Annotated in this window: 16 protein-coding genes and 3 pseudogenes; 6 read left to right on the top strand and 13 right to left on the bottom strand. The window is 71.1% G+C overall.

Annotated elements, in window-relative coordinates; genetic code table 11:
• Positions 1-156: 156 nt before the first annotated feature.
• From ACIGEZ_RS07770 to ACIGEZ_RS07755, 4 genes are all read right to left on the bottom strand, one after another.
• Positions 157-1,224, bottom strand: coding sequence for an aspartate-semialdehyde dehydrogenase (locus ACIGEZ_RS07770; protein ID WP_399827106.1), 1,068 nt, complete (start codon positions 1,222-1,224; stop codon positions 157-159).
• Between the two features lies 1 nt (position 1,225).
• The gene (locus ACIGEZ_RS07765) at positions 1,226-2,497 is read right to left on the bottom strand and encodes an aspartate kinase (protein ID WP_399827104.1); all 1,272 of its coding nucleotides are present in this window, start codon (positions 2,495-2,497) and stop codon (positions 1,226-1,228) included.
• A gap of 192 nt (positions 2,498-2,689) precedes the next feature.
• Positions 2,690-4,744, bottom strand: a complete 2,055-nt coding sequence (locus ACIGEZ_RS07760; protein WP_399827101.1) for a tetratricopeptide repeat protein — start codon at positions 4,742-4,744, stop codon at positions 2,690-2,692.
• Positions 4,741-5,178, bottom strand: a complete 438-nt coding sequence (locus tag ACIGEZ_RS07755) for a hypothetical protein (protein ID WP_399827100.1) — start codon at positions 5,176-5,178, stop codon at positions 4,741-4,743. Before ACIGEZ_RS07755 ends, ACIGEZ_RS07760 begins: the two co-directional genes overlap by 4 nt.
• 122 nt (positions 5,179-5,300) lie before the next feature.
• On the opposite strand from ACIGEZ_RS07755, the gene ACIGEZ_RS07750 reads away from it, so the two are divergent.
• Genes ACIGEZ_RS07750 through ACIGEZ_RS07740 form a run of 3 tightly spaced genes read left to right on the top strand, consistent with a single transcriptional unit; the run spans position 5,301 to position 7,815 of the window.
• Complete coding sequence (locus ACIGEZ_RS07750) at positions 5,301-6,191, top strand: ABC transporter substrate-binding protein (RefSeq protein ID WP_399827098.1); 891 nt, start codon at positions 5,301-5,303, stop codon at positions 6,189-6,191.
• Entirely contained in the window at positions 6,188-7,066 is an 879-nt protein-coding gene (locus ACIGEZ_RS07745) for an amino acid ABC transporter permease (protein ID WP_399827096.1), read from the top strand. The genes ACIGEZ_RS07750 and ACIGEZ_RS07745 overlap by 4 nt, the downstream gene beginning before the upstream one ends.
• Positions 7,063-7,815 (top strand): amino acid ABC transporter ATP-binding protein, encoded by a 753-nt coding sequence (locus ACIGEZ_RS07740; RefSeq protein WP_399827093.1) that lies wholly within the window; start codon positions 7,063-7,065, stop codon positions 7,813-7,815. The genes ACIGEZ_RS07745 and ACIGEZ_RS07740 overlap by 4 nt, the downstream gene beginning before the upstream one ends.
• Before the next feature lie 586 nt (positions 7,816-8,401).
• Here the strand turns inward: ACIGEZ_RS07740 and ACIGEZ_RS07735 are convergent.
• The 3 genes and pseudogenes from ACIGEZ_RS07735 to ACIGEZ_RS07725 form a co-directional block, all read right to left on the bottom strand.
• Positions 8,402-9,123, bottom strand: a pseudogene (locus ACIGEZ_RS07735) (IS5 family transposase); the annotation flags it as partial.
• A gap of 254 nt (positions 9,124-9,377) precedes the next feature.
• Positions 9,378-9,644: pseudogene (locus ACIGEZ_RS07730) on the bottom strand (transposase domain-containing protein); the annotation flags it as partial.
• 193 nt (positions 9,645-9,837) lie between these two features.
• Positions 9,838-10,614 (bottom strand): MerR family transcriptional regulator, encoded by a 777-nt coding sequence (locus ACIGEZ_RS07725; RefSeq protein WP_399827091.1) that lies wholly within the window; start codon positions 10,612-10,614, stop codon positions 9,838-9,840.
• Positions 10,615-10,709: 95 nt separating this feature from the next.
• On the opposite strand from ACIGEZ_RS07725, the gene ACIGEZ_RS07720 reads away from it, so the two are divergent.
• Both ACIGEZ_RS07720 and ACIGEZ_RS07715 read left to right on the top strand, forming a co-directional pair.
• A complete protein-coding gene (locus tag ACIGEZ_RS07720; protein ID WP_399827090.1) occupies positions 10,710-11,807 on the top strand; it encodes a serine hydrolase domain-containing protein in 1,098 nt (365 codons plus the stop codon).
• A 157-nt stretch (positions 11,808-11,964) separates the two neighbouring features.
• Positions 11,965-12,117 (top strand): annotated as a pseudogene (locus tag ACIGEZ_RS07715) (transposase domain-containing protein); the annotation flags it as partial.
• Between the two features lie 65 nt (positions 12,118-12,182).
• On the opposite strand, the gene ACIGEZ_RS07710 reads toward ACIGEZ_RS07715, so the two are convergent.
• The 3 genes from ACIGEZ_RS07710 to ACIGEZ_RS07700 form a co-directional block, all read right to left on the bottom strand.
• Entirely contained in the window at positions 12,183-12,845 is a 663-nt protein-coding gene (locus ACIGEZ_RS07710; protein ID WP_399827088.1) for a DUF5063 domain-containing protein, read from the bottom strand.
• 47 nt (positions 12,846-12,892) lie between these two features.
• Entirely contained in the window at positions 12,893-13,492 is a 600-nt protein-coding gene (recR, locus tag ACIGEZ_RS07705; RefSeq protein ID WP_399827085.1) for a recombination mediator RecR, read from the bottom strand.
• Positions 13,493-13,585: 93 nt separating this feature from the next.
• Positions 13,586-13,921 (bottom strand): YbaB/EbfC family nucleoid-associated protein, encoded by a 336-nt coding sequence (locus tag ACIGEZ_RS07700; protein WP_361856189.1) that lies wholly within the window; start codon positions 13,919-13,921, stop codon positions 13,586-13,588.
• Positions 13,922-14,216: 295 nt separating this feature from the next.
• Between ACIGEZ_RS07700 and ACIGEZ_RS07695 the strand changes: the two genes are divergently transcribed.
• Positions 14,217-14,945 carry an SLATT domain-containing protein gene (locus ACIGEZ_RS07695; RefSeq protein ID WP_399827597.1) on the top strand — a complete coding sequence of 243 codons (729 nt, stop codon included), beginning with the start codon at positions 14,217-14,219 and terminating at the stop codon, positions 14,943-14,945.
• A gap of 72 nt (positions 14,946-15,017) precedes the next feature.
• Here ACIGEZ_RS07695 and ACIGEZ_RS07690 read toward each other — a convergent pair whose 3' ends face one another.
• The 3 genes from ACIGEZ_RS07690 to ACIGEZ_RS07680 form a co-directional block, all read right to left on the bottom strand.
• Complete coding sequence (locus tag ACIGEZ_RS07690) at positions 15,018-15,671, bottom strand: hypothetical protein (RefSeq protein WP_399827083.1); 654 nt, start codon at positions 15,669-15,671, stop codon at positions 15,018-15,020.
• 97 nt (positions 15,672-15,768) lie between these two features.
• The gene (locus ACIGEZ_RS07685) at positions 15,769-16,485 is read right to left on the bottom strand and encodes a GntR family transcriptional regulator (RefSeq protein ID WP_399827080.1); all 717 of its coding nucleotides are present in this window, start codon (positions 16,483-16,485) and stop codon (positions 15,769-15,771) included.
• A 98-nt stretch (positions 16,486-16,583) separates the two neighbouring features.
• Entirely contained in the window at positions 16,584-17,945 is a 1,362-nt protein-coding gene (locus ACIGEZ_RS07680; RefSeq protein ID WP_399827078.1) for an aspartate aminotransferase family protein, read from the bottom strand.
• Between the last annotated feature and the right edge of the window lie 11 nt (positions 17,946-17,956).

Here is a 17,956-nt window from a genome sequence, read left to right as displayed (position 1 = left end):
ACCGGTTGCAGAGGGGAGGGAAGAGCATCGTCGTCCAGGACATCTGACCTGTTCAAGAGGATACTGACGCCGATTTGCTCACAAGGCGTTCACAGATCCTACAAAGTCGAGCGGTCGCGCGGTGCCGGAATCCGGACGCTCGTGCCGCCGTCGCACCTACGAGGCGCTGAGCGTTCCGGCGATCCGCTCCGCGATCTGTACGGCGTTGAGCGCGGCCCCCTTGCGCAGGTTGTCCGCGCACACGAAGAAGTCGAGCGCCCGTTCGTCGTCCATCGACCGCCGCACCCGCCCCACCCACGTCGGATCGGTGCCCACGACGTCGGCCGGCGTCGGGAAGTCGCCCGTCGCGGGGTCGTCGTACAGCACGACGCCGGGCGAGGTCGCCAGGATCTCGTGGGCGCGGTCGACGGTGACGGGGCTCTCGAAGCGCGCGTGCACCGAGACGGAGTGTCCGCTCACCACGGGGACCCGGACGCAGGTGGCCGCGACGCGCAGCCCGGGCAGGTCCAGGATCTTGCGGGTCTCCTCGCGGATGCGCAGCTCCTCCGAGGACCAGCCGTCCTCGGCGAGCGCCCCGGACCAGGGCAGCACGTTGAGCGCGACCGGCCCGGGGAAGGGCCCGGTGTGGTCGCCGACGGCCCGCCGTACGTCTCCGGGATGGACGCCGAGCTCGCCGCCGGTCACCAGGGCCATCTGGTGGCGCAGCGCCGCCACGCCCGCCTTTCCGGCGCCGCTCGCCGCCTGCTGGGCGGTGACGACGAGCTCGGCGATCCCGAACTCGGCGTGCAGGGCGCCCACGGCGACGATCAGCGCCAGCGTGGAGCAGCCGGGGCTCGCGACGATGCCGCGCGGCCGTACCCGTGCGGCATGGGGATTGATCTCGGGGACCACGAGCGGCACGTCGGGGTCGGCCCGGAACGCCGCTGAGGTGTCCACGACCACCGCGCCCTTGGCGGCGGCGATCGGCGCCCACTGCGCGGCGACCGCCTCGGGCACGAGGAAGAGGGCGAGGTCGACGCCCTGAAGTGTCTCCTCGCCCAGCGCGAGGACCTCGCTCTCCTCCCCGCGCACGGCCAGCTTGCGGCCGGCCGATCGCGGGGAGGCGAGGAGTCGGATCTCGCCCCAGACGTCCGCGTGGTGCGTGAGCATCTGGAGCAGCACCGCGCCGACGGCACCGGTCGCTCCCACGACCGCGAGCGTCGGCTTGGCGCCTAGCTGCGGCATGTCACCGGCCGGTGCCGCCGTAGACGACGGCCTCATCCGAGTCGCTGTCCAGACCGAAGGCGGTGTGGACGGCGCGCACGGCCTCGTTGACGTCGTCGGCGCGGGTGACGACCGAGATGCGGATCTCGGAGGTGGAGATCAGCTCGATGTTGACGCCCGCGTCGGACAGCGCGCGGAAGAAGTCCGCGGTGACGCCCGGGTTGGTCTTCATTCCGGCGCCGACGAGGGAGATCTTGCCGATCTGGTCGTCGTAGCGGAGCGAGTCGAAGCCGATCGAGCCCTTGGCCTTCTCCAGGGCGTCGATGGCCTTGCGACCCTCGGCCTTGGGGAGGGTGAAGGAGATGTCCGTGAGCCCGGTCGAGGCGGCGGACACGTTCTGCACGATCATGTCGATGTTGATCTCGGCGTCCGCGACGGCCCGGAAGATGGCCGCGGCCTCGCCCGGCTTGTCCGGCACGCCGACGACGGTGATCTTCGCCTCGGAGGTGTCGTGGGCGACACCCGAGATGATGGCCTGCTCCACCTTCAGGTCCCCTTGCGGTTCGTTGCTGACCCAGGTCCCCTGCAGCCCCGAGAAGGACGAGCGGACGTGGATCGGGATGTTGTATCGGCGTGCGTACTCGACGCACCGGTGCAGCAGCACCTTGGAGCCGGAGGCGGCGAGCTCCAGCATGTCCTCGAAGGAGATCCAGTCGATCTTCTTCGCCTTCTTCACCACACGCGGGTCGGCGGTGAACACGCCGTCGACGTCGGTGTAGATCTCGCAGACCTCGGCGTCGAGCGCCGCGGCCAGGGCGACGGCGGTCGTGTCGGAGCCGCCGCGGCCGAGCGTGGTGATGTCCTTCTTGTCCGCGGACACGCCCTGGAAACCGGCGACGATGGCGATGTTGCCCTCGTCCAGCGCGGTGCGGATGCGGCCCGGCGTGACATCGATGATGCGCGCTTTGTTGTGGACCGAGTCGGTGATGACACCGGCCTGGCTGCCCGTGAACGACTGGGCCTCGTGGCCCAGGTTTTTGATCGCCATGGCCAGCAGGGCCATGGAGATCCGCTCTCCGGCGGTCAGCAGCATGTCGAACTCACGCCCGGCAGGGATCGGGGATACCTGCTCGGCGAGATCGATCAACTCGTCCGTCGTGTCGCCCATCGCGGAGACCACGACGACCACTTGGTGGCCGTTCCTCTTGGCATCCACGATCCGCTTGGCGACGCGCTTGATGCCTTCGGCATCGGCAACGGAGGAGCCTCCGTACTTCTGCACGACAAGGCCCACGTGCGCTCCTCGCTCAGTCTTCGCCGCAGCTGGCACTGCGGTCGGCTCAGTCTAACGAGCGGCCCGGAATCGCCGACGGTATATCACATCCTGAGATGTCCCGCTCAGCTTGTGATCACCGCCGGAGGCCCGGGCCGCCCGTGCAGAGCGCATGCCCGGGAGTCCCGGAGGTACGCGCCGATGTGGGCGGCCTCACATGCCGACGTGGCCGTGGCCGACGTGACCCACGTGCCCGACGTGCCCGACGTGCCCGACGTGCCCGAGGTGCCCGAGGTGCAGCGTGAACGGGTGGTCGTCGCCCAGGAAGCGCAGGCTGTCGTCCGCCACCGCCGCGAACTCGGACGCCGCCCGTTCCGTCTGCCCCACGGCGTCGTAGAGCCACACCAGATGGAGCCGGGACATGAGGGTGTCGGGGTGCGCGAAGCCCAGGAGCTCCGTGCGGCCGGCGAGGGTCCGCTCGTGCTCGGCGATCGCCCGCTCAAGGCGCCCGGCGACCTGACAGGCGACCCCCAGGTCGCTGCGGACCCGCAGGGTGCCGCGGTGTACGGGGCCCAGCAGCCGTTCCAGACCGGCGAGCGCGCCTTCGAGCAGGGCCAGTGCGCGGTCGTTGTCGCCGAGATGGCGCAGGGTGACCGCGAGCCGCCCCCGGGCGAGATGCGTCTCTGCCGCCTCCTCGCCGAGAAGACGGGTGAGGTCGTCGACGACCTGCCGCTGGTACCGGGCCGACGCCGCCAGGTCCCCCTCGCGCGACCAGCACTGCGCGACGCCTTCGCGGGCCAGGACGGTCTGCGGATGATCCGCCCCGAGCACCCGCTCGCGGCAGGTCACCACCCGCTCGAACCAGACCTCCGCGCGACCCGTGTCCCCGCCCTCCATCAGGAACCACGCCGCCCGTTCGATCAGCGCGGCCGTCCGTGCCGTGTCCGCCGCCGCGCCGGCGTACTGCGCGTACGCCTCGACGTGCGGGAACAGCTCCCGCCAGGCGGTCCACTCCGAGACGCCCGCCACCTCGGTCGGCGCGACCTGCTCCAGGGCCTCCTCGGCGAGGAGCCGGGCCGCGGCGATGTCCTCCGCCCGCCGGTGCGGATCGTTCCCGTCCGGCGTACGGGCCACCCCCTGCACCAGACGGTGCACCGACACCGCGCCGTCCTCGTGCAGGGTGAGCATGCTGTGCGAGGCGAGCCGGCCCAGCGCGCGCCGTACGGCGAAGGGCGTGGCGAGCCGGTCGAGGAGGGCGCGGGGGATCCGGTCCGGCGCCCACCAGGCGAGGACCCGCAGGATGGTCCCGGTGAGCGGATCCGCGGCCACGAGCCGGTCCAGGGTCAGCCGCCAGGTCCAGGCGACGGCCTGGCCGCCTTCGGCCCCGCCCTCGACCGGGATCTCGTACAACTCGCCTGGATACGTGCCGAGTTGTTCCAGGTACTCGACGGGTGTCGTGCCCGTCTCCGCGCAGTACGCCGCCGCCTGCGCGACCGCGAGCGGCAGCTGCCCGAGGGTCGCGCACAGCCGGTGGGCCCCTGAGGTGTCGCGCGGCCCGGTGTGCGTGAGGATCCGGGTGAACATCTCGACGGACTCGGCCCGGTCCGGCACCTCCAGGGTGAGCACCCGGGCGATCCCGTACCAGCCGCCCGTCTGCCGGGTCGTGATCAGGATCCGCCCGCCGCGGACACGGTCGAGCAGGGGCGCGAGGTCGGCGGCCGCGGAGACGTCGTCCAGGACGAGCAGCCAGTCGTCGTGCGCGGACAGCCATTGCAGGGCCCGCTCGCGCAGGGCCTCCGGCGGCAGTACGTCGATGAGCGCGGGCTGCTGGGCGGCGGCGAGGCCGACGAGACCGGCGTCCAGCTCGGAGCGGCTCTCGGCGGTGATCCACCAGACCAGCGCACGGCCGGCGGCCTGCCCGGAGGCCCAGCGCGCGGCGAGCGTGGACTTGCCGACACCGCCGAGGCCGCAGATCACGACGATGTCCAAGCCCTCGTCGAGCACCGCCAACTCCCGCTGCCGGCCGACGAAATGGGCCTGCCCCCGGGGCACGTTGACCAGTCCTCGCGGGGCGGCCGGGGCCGCGGTCAGGGCGTCCGGCGGCAACAGGGTCGCCCGCTCGATCCGGGTGACGTGGTCCCCCGTCGAGACCCATCCGATGTTCCCGCCTGCGGCCACCGCGCGGTCGCCGGAGGCGTGGACGCCGTCGGCCGGACCGCTCCCGCCGCCCGTGGCACCGCCGCCCGTACCCGTACGGTCCGCGCTCACGCGTCGCCCGTCGACACGCTCCCGATGTCCCCGCCGGCGGCCACCGAGCGGTCGCCGGAGGCGGTCACGGGACCGGAGGGGGAGGCGGGCGCGGCGGGCGCGCCCGGAGCGGGGGTCGGGGGCGGCGTCGGTGCGGTGGCGCCCGGCGCCGTGGCGTTGCCGTTGCCGTTGCCGGTCACCGCGACGCCGATGCTGCCGCCGGCGGCGACGGAACGCTCACCGGAGGCCGTCACGCCCGCCGCGCCGCTCGCCGAAGGCCGCGCCCAGAGGGACAGGCCCACGCCCACGAGCGCGAGCACCGCGCCCACCACGCTCGCGATCTGGTCGGCCTTGCCGAGGTCCGCGACGGCGACCGCCACCAGGGCCGCGGCCCCCAGCGCGCCGAGCCCGGCCCCGGTCCACATCAGCACTCTCGAACGCCCGCTCCCCGTCATGAAACCCATGATGGCAGGGCGTTCCCCAGCGTGCCGCAACACTGTTCTCACAAAGGTTTCGGCATCCGAGACGGCAACGGTGTGACCTGGACACATCCCTCACGGGGTGTCAGTCTCCGGCCATGCGTTCTCGCTCCGCCGCCATCGCCGCGGCCGCCGTTCTCGCCGCCCTCGCCGCCTCCGGCTGCGCGCCCCAGGAGGCCACCGGCACCGCCTCGGGCCCGGCCCCGTCCGGGTCCGGGCCCGCCGGGTCGGCCGCCTCCTGTGCGGCGGACGCGCTCGCCACCAAGGCGAAGGGGAAGTTGACCGTCGGCACCGACACGCCCGCCTACGCGCCCTGGTTCCAGGACGACGACCCGTCCAACGGCAAGGGCTACGAATCCGCCGTCGCGTACGCCGTCGCGCGGAAGCTCGGCTTCGCCAAGGGGGACGTCGTCTGGCAGAAGGTCGCCTTCAACAACGCCTTCGCGCCCGGCGCGAAGACGTTCGACTTCGACATCAACCAGGTCTCCGTCAACGAGGACCGCCGCAAGGCCGTCGACCTGTCATCCGGTTACTACGACGTCCGCCAGACCGTCATCGCGCTGAAGAACTCCAAGGCGGCCAAGGCGACGAGCATCGCGGACCTCAAGGGCGCCAAGCTCGGCGCGCAGGTCGGCACGACCAGCCTCGACGTCATCAACGAGTTGATCAAGCCGTCCGAGCAGCCCGCCGTCTTCCAGAAGAACGACCTCGCCAAGGCCGCGCTCAGGAACGGCCAGGTGGACGCGATCGTCGTCGACCTGCCCACCGCGTTCTACATCACCGGCGCCGAGGTCCCCGAGGCCAAGGTGGTCGGCCAGTTCGAGACCACCGGCGGCGCCAAGGAGCAGTTCGGCCTCGTCCTCGACAAGGGCTCCCCGCTGACCGTCTGCGTGTCCGGGGCCGTCGACGCCCTGCGCAAGGACGGCACCCTCGCCGCCATCGAGAAGCAGTGGCTGTCCGACGCGGCGGGCGCCCCGGTGCTCAAGTGACCGTCCTCAAGGAAGACACGCACGACGAGGCGTACCGGCCGTCCGCGCGGCGGATCGAGCGCGAGCGCTACAAGCGCTCGCGCACCCGCCGCGCGACGGCCGTCGCCGCCCTGAGCACCGCCGTCACCCTGGCGGCGCTCTTCCTGATCGTCACCAACTCCCCCGGCTGGCCGCGCACCAAGGAGACGTTCTTCAGCTGGAAGTACGCGCGCCAGGCGCTGCCCCTGGTGCTCGACGGCCTCTGGCTCAACCTCCGCCTGCTCCTCGTCTGCGGCGCCGTCACCCTCGTCGTCGGCCTGCTGCTGGCGGTCGCCCGCACCCTGCGCGGCCCGGCGTTCTTCCCGCTGCGGGCGCTCGCCACCGCGTACGTCGACTTCTTCCGCGGCCTGCCGCTCATCATCTGCCTGCTCGCGGTGATCTTCGGCGTCCCCGCGCTGCGCCTCCAGGGCGTCCCCACCGACCCGGTGGTGCTGGGCGGCACCGCGCTCGTGCTGACCTACTCGGCGTACATGGCCGAGGTGTTCCGGGCCGGCATCGAGAGCGTCCACCCCAGCCAGCGGGCCGCCGCCCGCTCGCTCGGCCTGTCCGGCGCGCAGACCATGCGCTTCGTCGTCCTGCCGCAGGCCGTACGGCGGGTCGTGCCGCCGCTGCTCAACGACCTGGTGTCGCTGCAGAAGGACACCGGCCTGGTCTCCATCGCGGGCGCGGTCGACGCGGTGTACGCGGCACAGATCCTGGCCGGCAAGACCTTCAACTACACCCCGTACGTCGTCGCCGGCCTGGTCTTCGTCGTGCTCACCATCCCCATGACCCGCTTCACCGACTGGGTCACGGCCCGGATGAACCGGCGCCAGTCGCAAGGAGGCACGGTATGACGGACACGCCCGTCCTCCGCCTGGAGTCCGTCCGCAAGACCTACGGCCGCAGCGTCGTCCTGCGCGACGTCGACCTGGCGGTCCCGCAGCACTCCGTCACGGTGCTCATCGGCGCCTCCGGCTCCGGCAAGTCGACGCTGCTGCGCTGCGCCAACCTCCTGGAGGAGATCGACGACGGCGCCATCTTCCTGGACGGCGAGGAGATCACCGACCCGCGCGTGGACGCCGATGCCGTACGGCGCCGGATCGGCGTCGTCTTCCAGGCGTACAACCTCTTCCCGCACATGAGCGTGCTCGACAACATCACCCTCGCCCCGCGCCGCGTCCACAGGGCCGGGCGCCGGGAGGCCGAGGAGCGGGCCAGGGAGCTCCTGGACCGGCTGGGCCTCGGCGAGAAGGCGGGCGAGTACCCGGACCGGCTCAGCGGCGGCCAGCAGCAGCGCGTGGCCATCGCCCGCGCCCTCGCAAGCCGGCCGCGCCTGCTGCTCCTCGACGAGGTGACGGCGGCGCTCGACCCGGAGCTGGTGGGCGAGGTCCTGAACGTGGTGCGGGACCTCAAGGAGGAGGGCATGACGATGGTCATCGCCACCCACGAGATGGGCTTCGCCCGGGAGGTCGCCGACGAGGTCTGCTTCCTGGAGAACGGGATCGTCCTGGAGCGCGGCACCCCCGCGGAGGTCTTCGGCACCCCGGTCCACGAACGGACCCGCCGCTTCCTCAGCCGGATCGTCGAAGCGGGACGCCTTTAGCCCCTGTCCCCTGGCCTCTGGGCTCTGACCTCTAGCCTCTGGCCCCTGGCCTTTGGCCTCTGGCCCCTGGCGTCTAGGTCCTGTCCGGCGGATCTTGATCAGCCAACGCCCAGAGTGCAGTGGAGAAGCGCGGAGATTGCCTGGCACCGGCATGGTCAGGCACCACCAGGTCCAGCGACAATGTGGCATCTTCGGGCCGGACGTGACTCGCGTTCCTGGCCTCTTAACGGTCGGAGCGGAGCGGCACCATGGCATGGGTAGTAGGAACGGGCGCGTTCTTGGGGCTGCTGGCGATCGTGTTGGGAACCGTGACGCTCCGGACAGGGTGGATCGTGCCCACGGCGCGCCGCCACGTCACCAGGCCCCGGCTCCACGGCCTCGGTGCCCTGCTCACGGGCACATCCCCCCTTCTGCAGAGCCTCTTCTACTTTCGAATCTTGCCGAGCGTTTCGTGGGAGGTCCGCTTCTTCGGCGGAAACGCCTTCCTGTTTGCTGGACTCCTCCTCATTGTCCTCAGTCAGATGCTGCCGGTCCGCCGAAGCCCGGACCACGCCGATCCCTCAGGCGTTTGAAGGGTGCGGGCAGATCACGGCCGTAGCCATAGACGGGTCGCCGCGATGGTGACGGTGCCGTGGAAGACGTAGGCCCTCTTGTCGTAGCGGGTGGCGACAGCCCGGGAGTTCTTGAGCCGGTTGATCGCCCGCTCGACCTCGTTGCGGCGCTTGTAGATCTCGCTGTCGAAGCCGGTGGGCCGGCCGCCCTTGCTGCCGCGTCGTTTGCGGTTGGCCCGCTGGTCCTTCGGTTCGGGGATGGTGTGCTTGATCTGGCGTCTTCGCAGGTAGCGGCGATTGCGGCGTGAGCTGTATGCCTTGTCGCCGCCGAGGTGGTCCGGTCGGGTGCGTGGCCGTCCGCCCTGCGGTCGGGGAACGCCGACGCGTTCGAGGACCTCGATCATCTGCGGCGCGTCGCCCCACTGGCCCGGCGTGACCAGGAACGCCAACGGCCGGCAGCCGCCTTCACCCGCGAGATGGATCTTGCAGGTCAGGCCGCCCCGGGACCGTCCGAGTCCTTCGTCAGGGCGGTGGTGCCGGGGCGTGGTCCTTTTTTCGGGACACGTGGCTTCTTCTTCCGGGCGCCCGCCGCGTGCTGGTGGGCCCGGCAGGACGTCGAATCGACGCTGACCATGCTCCAGTCGATCCGGCCCGCGAGATCGGCGTCGGCCTGGACGGCACGCAGGATCCGATCCCACGTGCCGTCTGCCGACCAGCGCCGATGCCGTTCATAGACGGTCTTCCAGCTGCCGACTCGCCGGTCGCGTCGGTGCCGAAGACGGCGTCCAGGAGGGTTCGGGTCCCGCAGGCCACCAGCGTGACCAGACGCGGCATCGGGTATCCGGCCGGCCCGTTCTGTCCTGCCTTCGCCTTGGGGAAAGCCAACAGGTTCGCGGGTGTGTCCGGCAGGGCGATCCGGGTGCCGTCGATCGCGACCACCAGCCTGCCCGCGAACCGTGTCATCTGTGTCGCGGTCACCGCTGCGGGGCCTTTGACCAGGTCGAACAGAGCTTTCAATGGTTTGGGGCCGACACGTCGCATCGCGGCCGTGATCGATGAACCTGCCGGCACGGGCAGCGGCACGGACAGTGAGGCGGTCAGCCGGGACCAGATCCCGGTCCAGCCCACTCCGGTGAACAGCGCGCCTGCAAGCAGGAGGTAGACCACCACCCGCGACGGCGGCCGCCGCACCCGCTGCTGCAGACCACCCGCGGATGCGAGTGCCTCATCGACGAGATCGAACGGAACGACCTGGGTCAACTCGCCCAGGTGACCCACGGCAAACACACCGGGGGCATGCGTAATGACAGAATCGGACACCGCAGCCCTTGTGGAGGAACACGAGTCTTGGCGGACCCGAGAACCACTACAAGGGCTGCACCCGTATCACCAGCCGAAACGCCGAGCGTTTGCGTCACGGATCGAACCCCTAACCGAACGGCATTGCCCCTAACCCCCACAGGGCAGGCCGTCACTGACGCGGGACCTCGATGCCCGCCGCGCGCAGGTGCCCCTCGACCAGCGTGTTCAACCGGGCGATGGACGGCGCCTCGTCCTCCCGGTGGTGGTTGACCACTCCGTACCGAGAGACCGCGTCGGGCCCGTGCGGTCGCTTGTCCGGCAGCGTCAGCAGCGCGCGGACGCCCAGCAGGTTGGCGGCCACCGATGAGGCCAGCTCCTCGATCCGCGGGTCGTCGGGATCCCAGGACCTCGCCTCCCAGCCGCGCTTGGTCAGCTCGACGAACTCGGGGTCGTCGAGCCGGTGTTCGAGGTTGGCCAGGAAGAGGTCGAAGACCTCGGGAGTCAGCGCCCGCGACAGCACCAGAGCCTCCCGCTGGGTGGTGACGTAGTCGGGGCTGAAGTCGAGCTCAACGAGTCGCTCCAGGACCGCGCAGGCCCGGTCGGGCAGCAGGGCGCGGTCACCGTGGGCGAGCCGGTGCAGGGTGTCGCGGCGGGCGGTCAGCTCCTCGATCTGCTCGGTGAGCCGGCGGCGGACGTCGTCCAGGGCGGTGGCGAACCGCTCGGGCTCGGCGTCGAGCAGCTCACCGATCTCGGCCAGCGGCACCCCCGCCCCCGCCAGCGCCCGGACCTGGACAAGCCGCAGCAGGTCGGCCGACCCGTAGCGCCGGTAGCCGGAATGATCCCGTTCCGGTTCGGCGACCAGGCCGAGCCGGTGGTAGTGCCGCACCGTCTTGACGGTGATCCCGACGAAAGCCGCCGCCTGACCGATCGTGAGCCCCTCTGCCATGGGGTGAGAGTAACGCTCCTCTGTCGCCTTGACCTTGACCTTGGGTCAGGGTCCACGCTCATCTCACACCCGCTGACGCGAGATGAGGAATCACCATGAGCGAGCAGAACACCACCACCGCCGCGCAGGACCGCCCCGAGATCCGCAAGGCCATGCAGGAGATCGTCGACGCCGGATTCGCCGGAGTGCAGCTGCGCGTGAACGACGAGCTCGGCGAGTGGATCGGAAGCGCCGGCGTGAGCGAGCTGGGCATGACCGCGAAGCCGCCGACCGACGGGCACTTCCGGGTCGGCAGTGTCACCAAGACCTTCGTCGCGACCGTCGTCCTGCGGCTGGTGGCCGAGGGCAGGCTCGGCCTTGAGGACCTGGTGGCCGACTACCTGCCCGAGCTCGGGCTCGACCGGCGGATCACCGTACGGATGATGCTGCAGCACACCAGCGGGATCTTCAACTTCACCGGCGAGTTCTCCGCCGACGGGACGGTCGAGCCCGGTGTGGTCGCCGGCTTCGGCAAGGAGTGGGCGGACCACCAGTTCGTGACGTACCGGCCGGAGGAGCTGGTGCGGGGAGCGCTGGCGAAGCCTGCGCGGTTCGAGCCGGGGACGGCCTGGAGCTACTCCAACACCAACTACGTACTGGCCAGGCTGCTGATCGAGAAGGTCACCGGACGTTCCCTGCCCGAGGAGACGCACCGGCTGATCCTGGGCCCGCTCGGGCTGACCGGCACCGTACTGCCGGAGACCCGGGAGGATATCCCCGAGCCGCACGCCCACGGCTACTTCGGCTACGACGACGCCGGCCAGTGGAAGGTGGTCGACACCACCCGCTTCAACCCTTCCTGGGCATCCGCCGCCGGCGACATGATCTCGACCACCCGGGACCTCCACACGTTCTTCTCCGCACTGAACGGCGGCAGGCTCATCTCGTCCGAGCTGCTGGCCGAGATGCGCGTCCCGGACCCCACGATGGGTTACGGCCTCGGGGTGTTCGTGGAGGAGCTGGAGGGCGGCGGCACGGTCCTCCACCACAACGGAGGGTTCTGGGGCTGGGGTGCGCTGATGTACAGCACGCCCGACGGCAACAAGACCCTGACCGGCTCGCTGACCTCCGGGGACGTCGAAATGGACCTGCCCACCATGGCCGGGACGTTCGAGAATCTGAAGCAGACGCTGGTCAAGGCGGTGTTCGCGTAGCGGGCGTCCCTCACCAGACACCTCCTAGGGGCAATGCCGTTCGGTTAGGGGTTCGATCCGTGACGCAAACGCTCGGCGTTTCGGCTGGTGATACGGGTGCAGCCCTTGTAGTGGTTCTCGGGTCCGCCAAGACTCGTGTTCCTCCACAAGGGCTGCGGTGTCCGATTCTGTCATTACGCATGCCCCCGGTGTGTTTGCCGTGGGTCACCTGGGCGAGTTGACCCAGGTCGTTCCGTTCGATCTCGTCGATGAGGCACTCGCATCCGCGGGTGGTCTGCAGCAGCGGGTGCGGCGGCTGCCGTCGCGGGTGGTGGTCTACCTCCAACCGAACGGCATTGGCCCTAGCCCCGGCCTCCCGTCTCCGGCCGGGAGGGGTCAGACCTTCGGCCGTCCCAGCCCCAGCGGTCCCGCGATCTCCTGCGCCATCACGCGGCCCGCCTCCTCCGCGAGGTCGTCCTCCGCGAGGTCCTCGTCCGTGTCGAGCCCGTCCAGCTCGGCGAGCGGCTGGTCGAGGCGGACGTGCGCGACCAGGGACTGCAGGGCGCGCAGGGTGGCGGAGGCGGTGGGGCCCCAGTTGGAGAAGTACGAGAACTGCCACCACCACAGCGCCTCGCTGGTCCGGCCCGCCCGGTAGTGGGCCAGGCCGTGCCGCAGGTCGGTGACGATGTCGGCGAGGTTGTCGGAGATCCGGGCCGGGACGGGGGCCTTGCGCGGCTCGTACGGGTCGAAGACCTCGGAGAAGACGTCGACCGGCTCCAGCATCACCGCGAACCGCTCGCGCAGGTCGTCCATGTCCATGTCGGGACCCGCGTCCGGCTCGTACTGCTCCTCGGGGACGAAGTCCTCGTGGGCGCCGAGCCGGCCGCCGGCGAGCAGCAGCTGGGAGAGCTCCAGGAGCAGGAACGGCACGGCGCTGCCCGGCTCGTCGCCCTTGGCGACCTCGGTCGTGGCGACGATGAAGCTCTCGATCGAGTCCGCGATCTGGACGGCGAAGTCGTCCGGGTCCTGCGTGATCGAGTGCAGTGTGGCGTCAGACATCGAGGAGCCTCCCTGAGAGCGCACGGTGCGCACGGACTCGGTCGTCGTCATACATCTAGCAGCCGCCGTCCCTCGAAGGCACGCCCGAGGGTCACCTCGTCGGCGTACTCCAGGTCGCCGCCGACCGGCAGGCCGCTCGCGAGGCGGGTCACCCTGAGACCCATGGGCTTGATCATCCGCGCCAGGTACGTGGCGGTGGCCTCGCCCTCGAGATTCGGGTCGGTCGCCAGGATCAGCTCGGTGACCGTGCCGTCCGCGAGCCGCGCCAGCAGCTCGCGGATGCGCAGGTCGTCCGGGCCGACACCCTCGATCGGGCTGATCGCGCCGCCGAGCACGTGGTAGCGGCCGCGGAACTCGCGGGTCCGCTCGATCGCCACGACGTCCTTCGGCTCCTCGACCACGCAGACGACCGTCTGGTCCCGGCGCGGGTCGCGGCAGATGTTGCACTGCTCCTGCTGTGCCACGTTGCCGCAGACCGCGCAGAACCTGACCTTCTCCTTGACCTCCAGGAGCGCCTGGGCGAGCCGGCGCACGTCCGTGGGCTCGGCCTGGAGGATGTGGAAGGCGATCCGCTGGGCGCTCTTGGGACCGACGCCGGGCAGCCTGCCCAGTTCGTCGATGAGGTCCTGAACCACGCCTTCGTACAACGGAACGCCCTTCTCCGGGGTGCTTGATTCTTACGGTAGTGGCTTAAATGCAGCGTTAGAAGCCCGAGGCGGGCCCGGGCGCCGGGGCAGTGGTCAGAAGCCCAGGCCCGGCATGCCGCCGAGGCCCTGCGCCAGCGGGCCCAGCTTGGCCTGCTGGAGCTGCTGCGCGTTGTCGTTGGCGGCCTGCACGGCGGCCACGATCAGGTCGGCGAGGGTCTCGGTGTCCTCCGGGTCGACCGCCTTGGGGTCGATCACCAGGCCGCGCAGCTCGCCCGAGCCGGTCACCGTCGCCGTGACCAGGCCGCCGCCCGCCTGCCCCTCGACCTCGGTGGCCGCGAGCTCCTCCTGGGCGCGGGCGAGGTCCTGCTGCATCTTCTGGGCCTGCTGGAGCAGCTGCTGCATGTTGGGCTGGCCACCACCGGGGATCACGGTCACTCACTCCTGAGGTTCGGAAGTCGGTACGCCATCGTCGGGACGCCTTCGGACGTCGGTACGCCGAGCCTACGTGGTCGCCGACCGGGGTGCCGACACAACACTTTCGAGTGAGAAACTGCGTGCTCCTCTACCTGATCAAGACCCTCTTGCGGGCGGAAATCCCGGGATTCCGGGCCCACAGCCCACCATTCGGCGGTAGGAAGGGCAGGCACCACGTGCACCGCACGTCACGGAACGACATGAGCGCTGAGCTGAACAGAGGAGTTCCCCGGTGAGCCAGCAGCCGGACATGCAGCCGCAGCCGGGGAACCCCGAAGGTCCGGGGAAGCCCGGCGGTCCTGCCGCGCGCCGCGATCTGACCGGGTCCCCCTTCCCGCTCGGCGACTGGGGCGAGCCCGCGGAGCGTCTCGACGAGCTCTACCGCTGGGTCGAGTCCAACGCGCTGCGCACCGCCGAGTGGTACCTCTCCGACCGCGTCTGGAAGCGCCGCTGCGCCCGCGTCCTGCGGGTCGGCACGGCCCTCGGGGTGATCGCGGGCGCGGCGCTGCCGCTGCTCGACCTGACCGGGGTGGCCGAGGGCACGGCGGGCTGGGGTTACCTCTCCCTGCTGCTCGGCGCGGCCTGTCTGGCCTGCGACCGGTACTTCGGCCTGACCTCGGGCTGGATAAGGAACGTGGCCACCGCACAGGCGGTGCAGCGGCGCCTGCAGGCGCTCCAGTTCGACTGGGCGTCGGAGAGCGTGCGCGAGGTCCTGGGCCCCACGGAGGGCACGGCGAGCGAGGCGGCCGAGCGCTGCCTGGGGGTGCTGCGGCGCTTCTCGGAGGACGTCACCGAGCTGGTGCGGGCGGAGACCGCGGACTGGATGGTCGAGTTCCGCTCGGGCCCGGCCCCGCTGGCCCTGCAGTCGGTGGGCACGACCCCGGCCCGCCCCGAGAGCGGCCACCCTTCGGGGCGCTTCCCGCTGCCGCCGGGCACCCGCCCGAACATGCCGCGCCAGCGGCCGCCGGAGCCGCGCTGAGCGCACGAGGACGGGTACGGGTACGGGTACGGCGACCGGGTACCCGTACCCGTACACGCGAGGTCTTCGGGCCTAGCTCAGGATGATCATCGAGCCCTGCCCCAGGCTCCGCGTCGCCGCCGCGTGCAGGCCAAGCCAGACGTGGCGCTCGCGCGCGAAGGGGCTGCTGTCCTGGTACGGGACGGAGGCGGCGGGCTCCTCCAGGGCGGTGGGCCGGTCCGGGGGCAGGGGCGCGGCGGGCGGGTTGGCCGGGTCGATGCCGATCGCGGGCGCGACGAACTCCAGCTCGCGCAGCAGCCCGTGCGAGGAACCCAGCGGGCCGCCGCCCTCCAGGAGTTCGTCGTTGGACAGCGGTACGGGGAAGTCGACCGGCACATAGGCGCCGGCGTGGTCGTAGTGCCACACCAGGTGCGACTGCTGGGCGGTGGCCTCGAACATCTCCAGGAGCTGCTCGTAGTCCCCGCCGAGCTCCCCGACCGGCTCGACGGGCAGCCCGCACGTCTGGAGCAGGTAGGCGCGCCGCAGGAAGTGCAGGGCCTCGTAGTCGAAGCCGGCGACCGGGGCGACGTCCCCGGAGAGTCCTGGCATGTACGCGTAGACGGGCACGGTGGGGAGGCCGGCCGAGGTCAGGGCGTGGTCGTAGGCGGCGATCTCGTCGGCGAAGGGGTTGTCGGGGCTGTGGCACAGCACGTCGACGAGGGGGACCAGCCACAGGTCACAGGCCAAGGGAGGCTCGCTCTCCGTCAGTTGCAGGGACGGCCAGGGTAGTCGGGGCGCGCGGCCTCGCACACCCGCTGGAGGACCTGCCCTCGGAGCGCCCGGCTCAACCCGTCGGCCGGGCGCGGTCCGCGAGCCGGTCGAGGCGGTCGGCCCACTCCAGGGACCGCGCGTTGTACTCCCGTACGACTCCGACGGCGGCCTCCCCGTCGCAGCGGGTGATCGCGTCGACCAGGTCCACGTGGCCGCTCCACAGCCAGCCGGTGAGTTCGCGGTCGGAACGGAGGTAGGGCACGGAGAAGACCCAGGCCTGGACCCGCAGCCGGTGCAGGAAGTCGGCGATGTGGTCGTTGGCGGAGATGAGCCGGGCGAGCTCGCGCCAGTAGCGGATGTCGTAGCCGATGAGGACGTCGAGGTCGCCTGCGCGGGCCGCGCGGGCGGCCGCCTCGCCGCGGCGACGTATCGAGACCAGCGTGACCCCGTACGACAGGTCGGGCTCGGCGGGCCGGGTGCGGGCCGCGTCGCGGCGGAAGATGCCGTCGACGACGAGCATGCGGGCCTCGACCATGCCGCGGTAGTCGTCGACCGAGAACCGGTGCACGCGGAAGCCGCGGTGCTGGTCGGAGTCGAGGAGTCCCTGGGCGCAGAGGTCGACGAGCGCCTCGCGGACGGGCGTCGCGGACACGCCGTACTGCTCGGCGATCTGCTTGACGGTGAATTCCTCGCCCGGCTGGAGACGCCCCGCGAGGACTTCGTCACGCAACGCATCCGCGATCTGCCGCCGCAGGGTGTTGCGGGTGACAGCTCCTCCGCTCGCGGGCATGGTGTTCGGCCCCCTCCGTCCGGCTTCGGGACACCCTAGTCCAGTGCACGGAGGGGGCCGATGACGTCACGCTGAGTGATGCCTGCTTGGCAGGCGGGTCAGACGGTGTGCTCGTCGGCGACGCTCAGGGCCGCGTCGAGGGCCGCCAGACCCTCCTTGGCCTCCGCCTCGGTGACGTTGCAGGCGGGGACCGCGTGGGTGCGGTTCATGTTGATGAAGGGCCACAGGCCGTGCTTCTTGGCCGCGGCGCCGAAGGCGGCCATGGGCGCGTTGGCCTCGCCGGCCGCGTTGTACGGGACGAGCGGCTCGCGGGTCTCGCGGTTCCTGACCAGGTCGAGCGCCCAGAAGACGCCCATGCCGCGCACCTCGCCGACCGACGGGTGGCGCTCGGCGAGCTCGCGCAGGCCGGGTCCGAGGACCTTCTCGCCGATGTGGGCGGCGTGCTCGACGACCTGTTCGTCCTCCATCACCTGGATGGTGGCGACGGCGGCGGCGCAGGCCAGCGGGTGACCGGAGTAGGTCAGTCCGCCCGGGTAGGGCCGCTTGTCGAAGGTGGCGGCGATCTCGGCGCTGATGGCGACGCCGCCGAGCGGCACGTAACCGGAGTTCACGCCCTTGGCGAAGGTCATCAGGTCGGGCACGACGTCGAAGTGCTCGGCGGCGAACCACTTGCCCGTACGGCCGAAGCCGGCCATGACCTCGTCGAGGACGAAGACGATGCCGTACTTGTCGCAGATCTCGCGCACGCCGGCGAGGTAGCCGGGCGGCGGGGTCATGATGCCGGCGGTGCCCGGGACGGTCTCCAGGATGATCGCGGCGATGGTCGCCGGGCCCTCGAAGGCGATGGTGTCCTCGAGGTGGGCGAGCGCGCGCTCGCACTCCTGCTCCTCGGTGGTCGCGTAGAACGGCGAGCGGTAGAGGAACGGCGCCCAGAAGCGCACCACGCCGGCCGAGCCGGTGTCGGAGGCCCAGCGGCGCGGGTCGCCGGTGAGGTTGATCGCGGTGGAGGTGGCGCCGTGGTACGAGCGGAAGGCGGAGAGCACCTTGTGGCGGCCCGTGTGCAGACGGGCCATCCGGACGGCGTTCTCGACGGCCTCGGCACCGCCGTTGGTGAAGAAGATCTTGTCCAGGTCGCCCGGGGTGCGCTCGGCGATGAGGCGTGCGGCCTCGGAGCGGACGTCCACGGCGAAGGCGGGAGCGAAGGTGGCGAGCTTCCCGGCCTGCTCCTGGATGGCGGCGACCACCTTGGGGTGCTGGTAGCCGATGTTGGTGTAGACGAGGCCGCTGGTGAAGTCGAGGTAGCGGTTTCCGTCGTAGTCCCAGAAGTACGAACCCTCGGCGCCGGCGACGGCGAGCGGGTCGATCAGGCCCTGGGCGGACCAGGAGTGGAACACGTGCGCGCGGTCGGCGGCTTTGACGGCCGCACCGGCCTGGGGGTCGGGTTCGACATGAGGGGTCATAGGTCGAGGGT

Source organism: Streptomyces sp. NPDC085481 (assembly GCF_044541845.1).
Taxonomy (GTDB): Bacteria; Actinomycetota; Actinomycetes; order Streptomycetales; family Streptomycetaceae; genus Streptomyces.
This window is presented reverse-complemented; position numbering and strand designations above follow the sequence as displayed.

Excerpts from the sequence above, each read along its gene's own strand:
- ACIGEZ_RS07770 (WP_399827106.1), bottom strand. The coding sequence starts at position 1,224 with ATGCCGCAGCTAGGCGCCAAGCCGACGCTCGCGGTCGTGGGAGCGACC.
- ACIGEZ_RS07755 (WP_399827100.1), bottom strand. The coding sequence starts at position 5,178 with ATGACGGGGAGCGGGCGTTCGAGAGTGCTGATGTGGACCGGGGCCGGG.
- ACIGEZ_RS07750 (WP_399827098.1), top strand. The coding sequence starts at position 5,301 with ATGCGTTCTCGCTCCGCCGCCATCGCCGCGGCCGCCGTTCTCGCCGCC.
- ACIGEZ_RS07740 (WP_399827093.1), top strand. The coding sequence starts at position 7,063 with ATGACGGACACGCCCGTCCTCCGCCTGGAGTCCGTCCGCAAGACCTAC.
- ACIGEZ_RS07725 (WP_399827091.1), bottom strand. The coding sequence starts at position 10,614 with ATGGCAGAGGGGCTCACGATCGGTCAGGCGGCGGCTTTCGTCGGGATC.
- ACIGEZ_RS07720 (WP_399827090.1), top strand. The coding sequence starts at position 10,710 with ATGAGCGAGCAGAACACCACCACCGCCGCGCAGGACCGCCCCGAGATC.
- ACIGEZ_RS07710 (WP_399827088.1), bottom strand. The coding sequence starts at position 12,845 with ATGTCTGACGCCACACTGCACTCGATCACGCAGGACCCGGACGACTTC.
- ACIGEZ_RS07695 (WP_399827597.1), top strand. The coding sequence starts at position 14,217 with ATGCAGCCGCAGCCGGGGAACCCCGAAGGTCCGGGGAAGCCCGGCGGT.
- ACIGEZ_RS07685 (WP_399827080.1), bottom strand. The coding sequence starts at position 16,485 with ATGCCCGCGAGCGGAGGAGCTGTCACCCGCAACACCCTGCGGCGGCAG.
- ACIGEZ_RS07680 (WP_399827078.1), bottom strand. The coding sequence starts at position 17,945 with ATGACCCCTCATGTCGAACCCGACCCCCAGGCCGGTGCGGCCGTCAAA.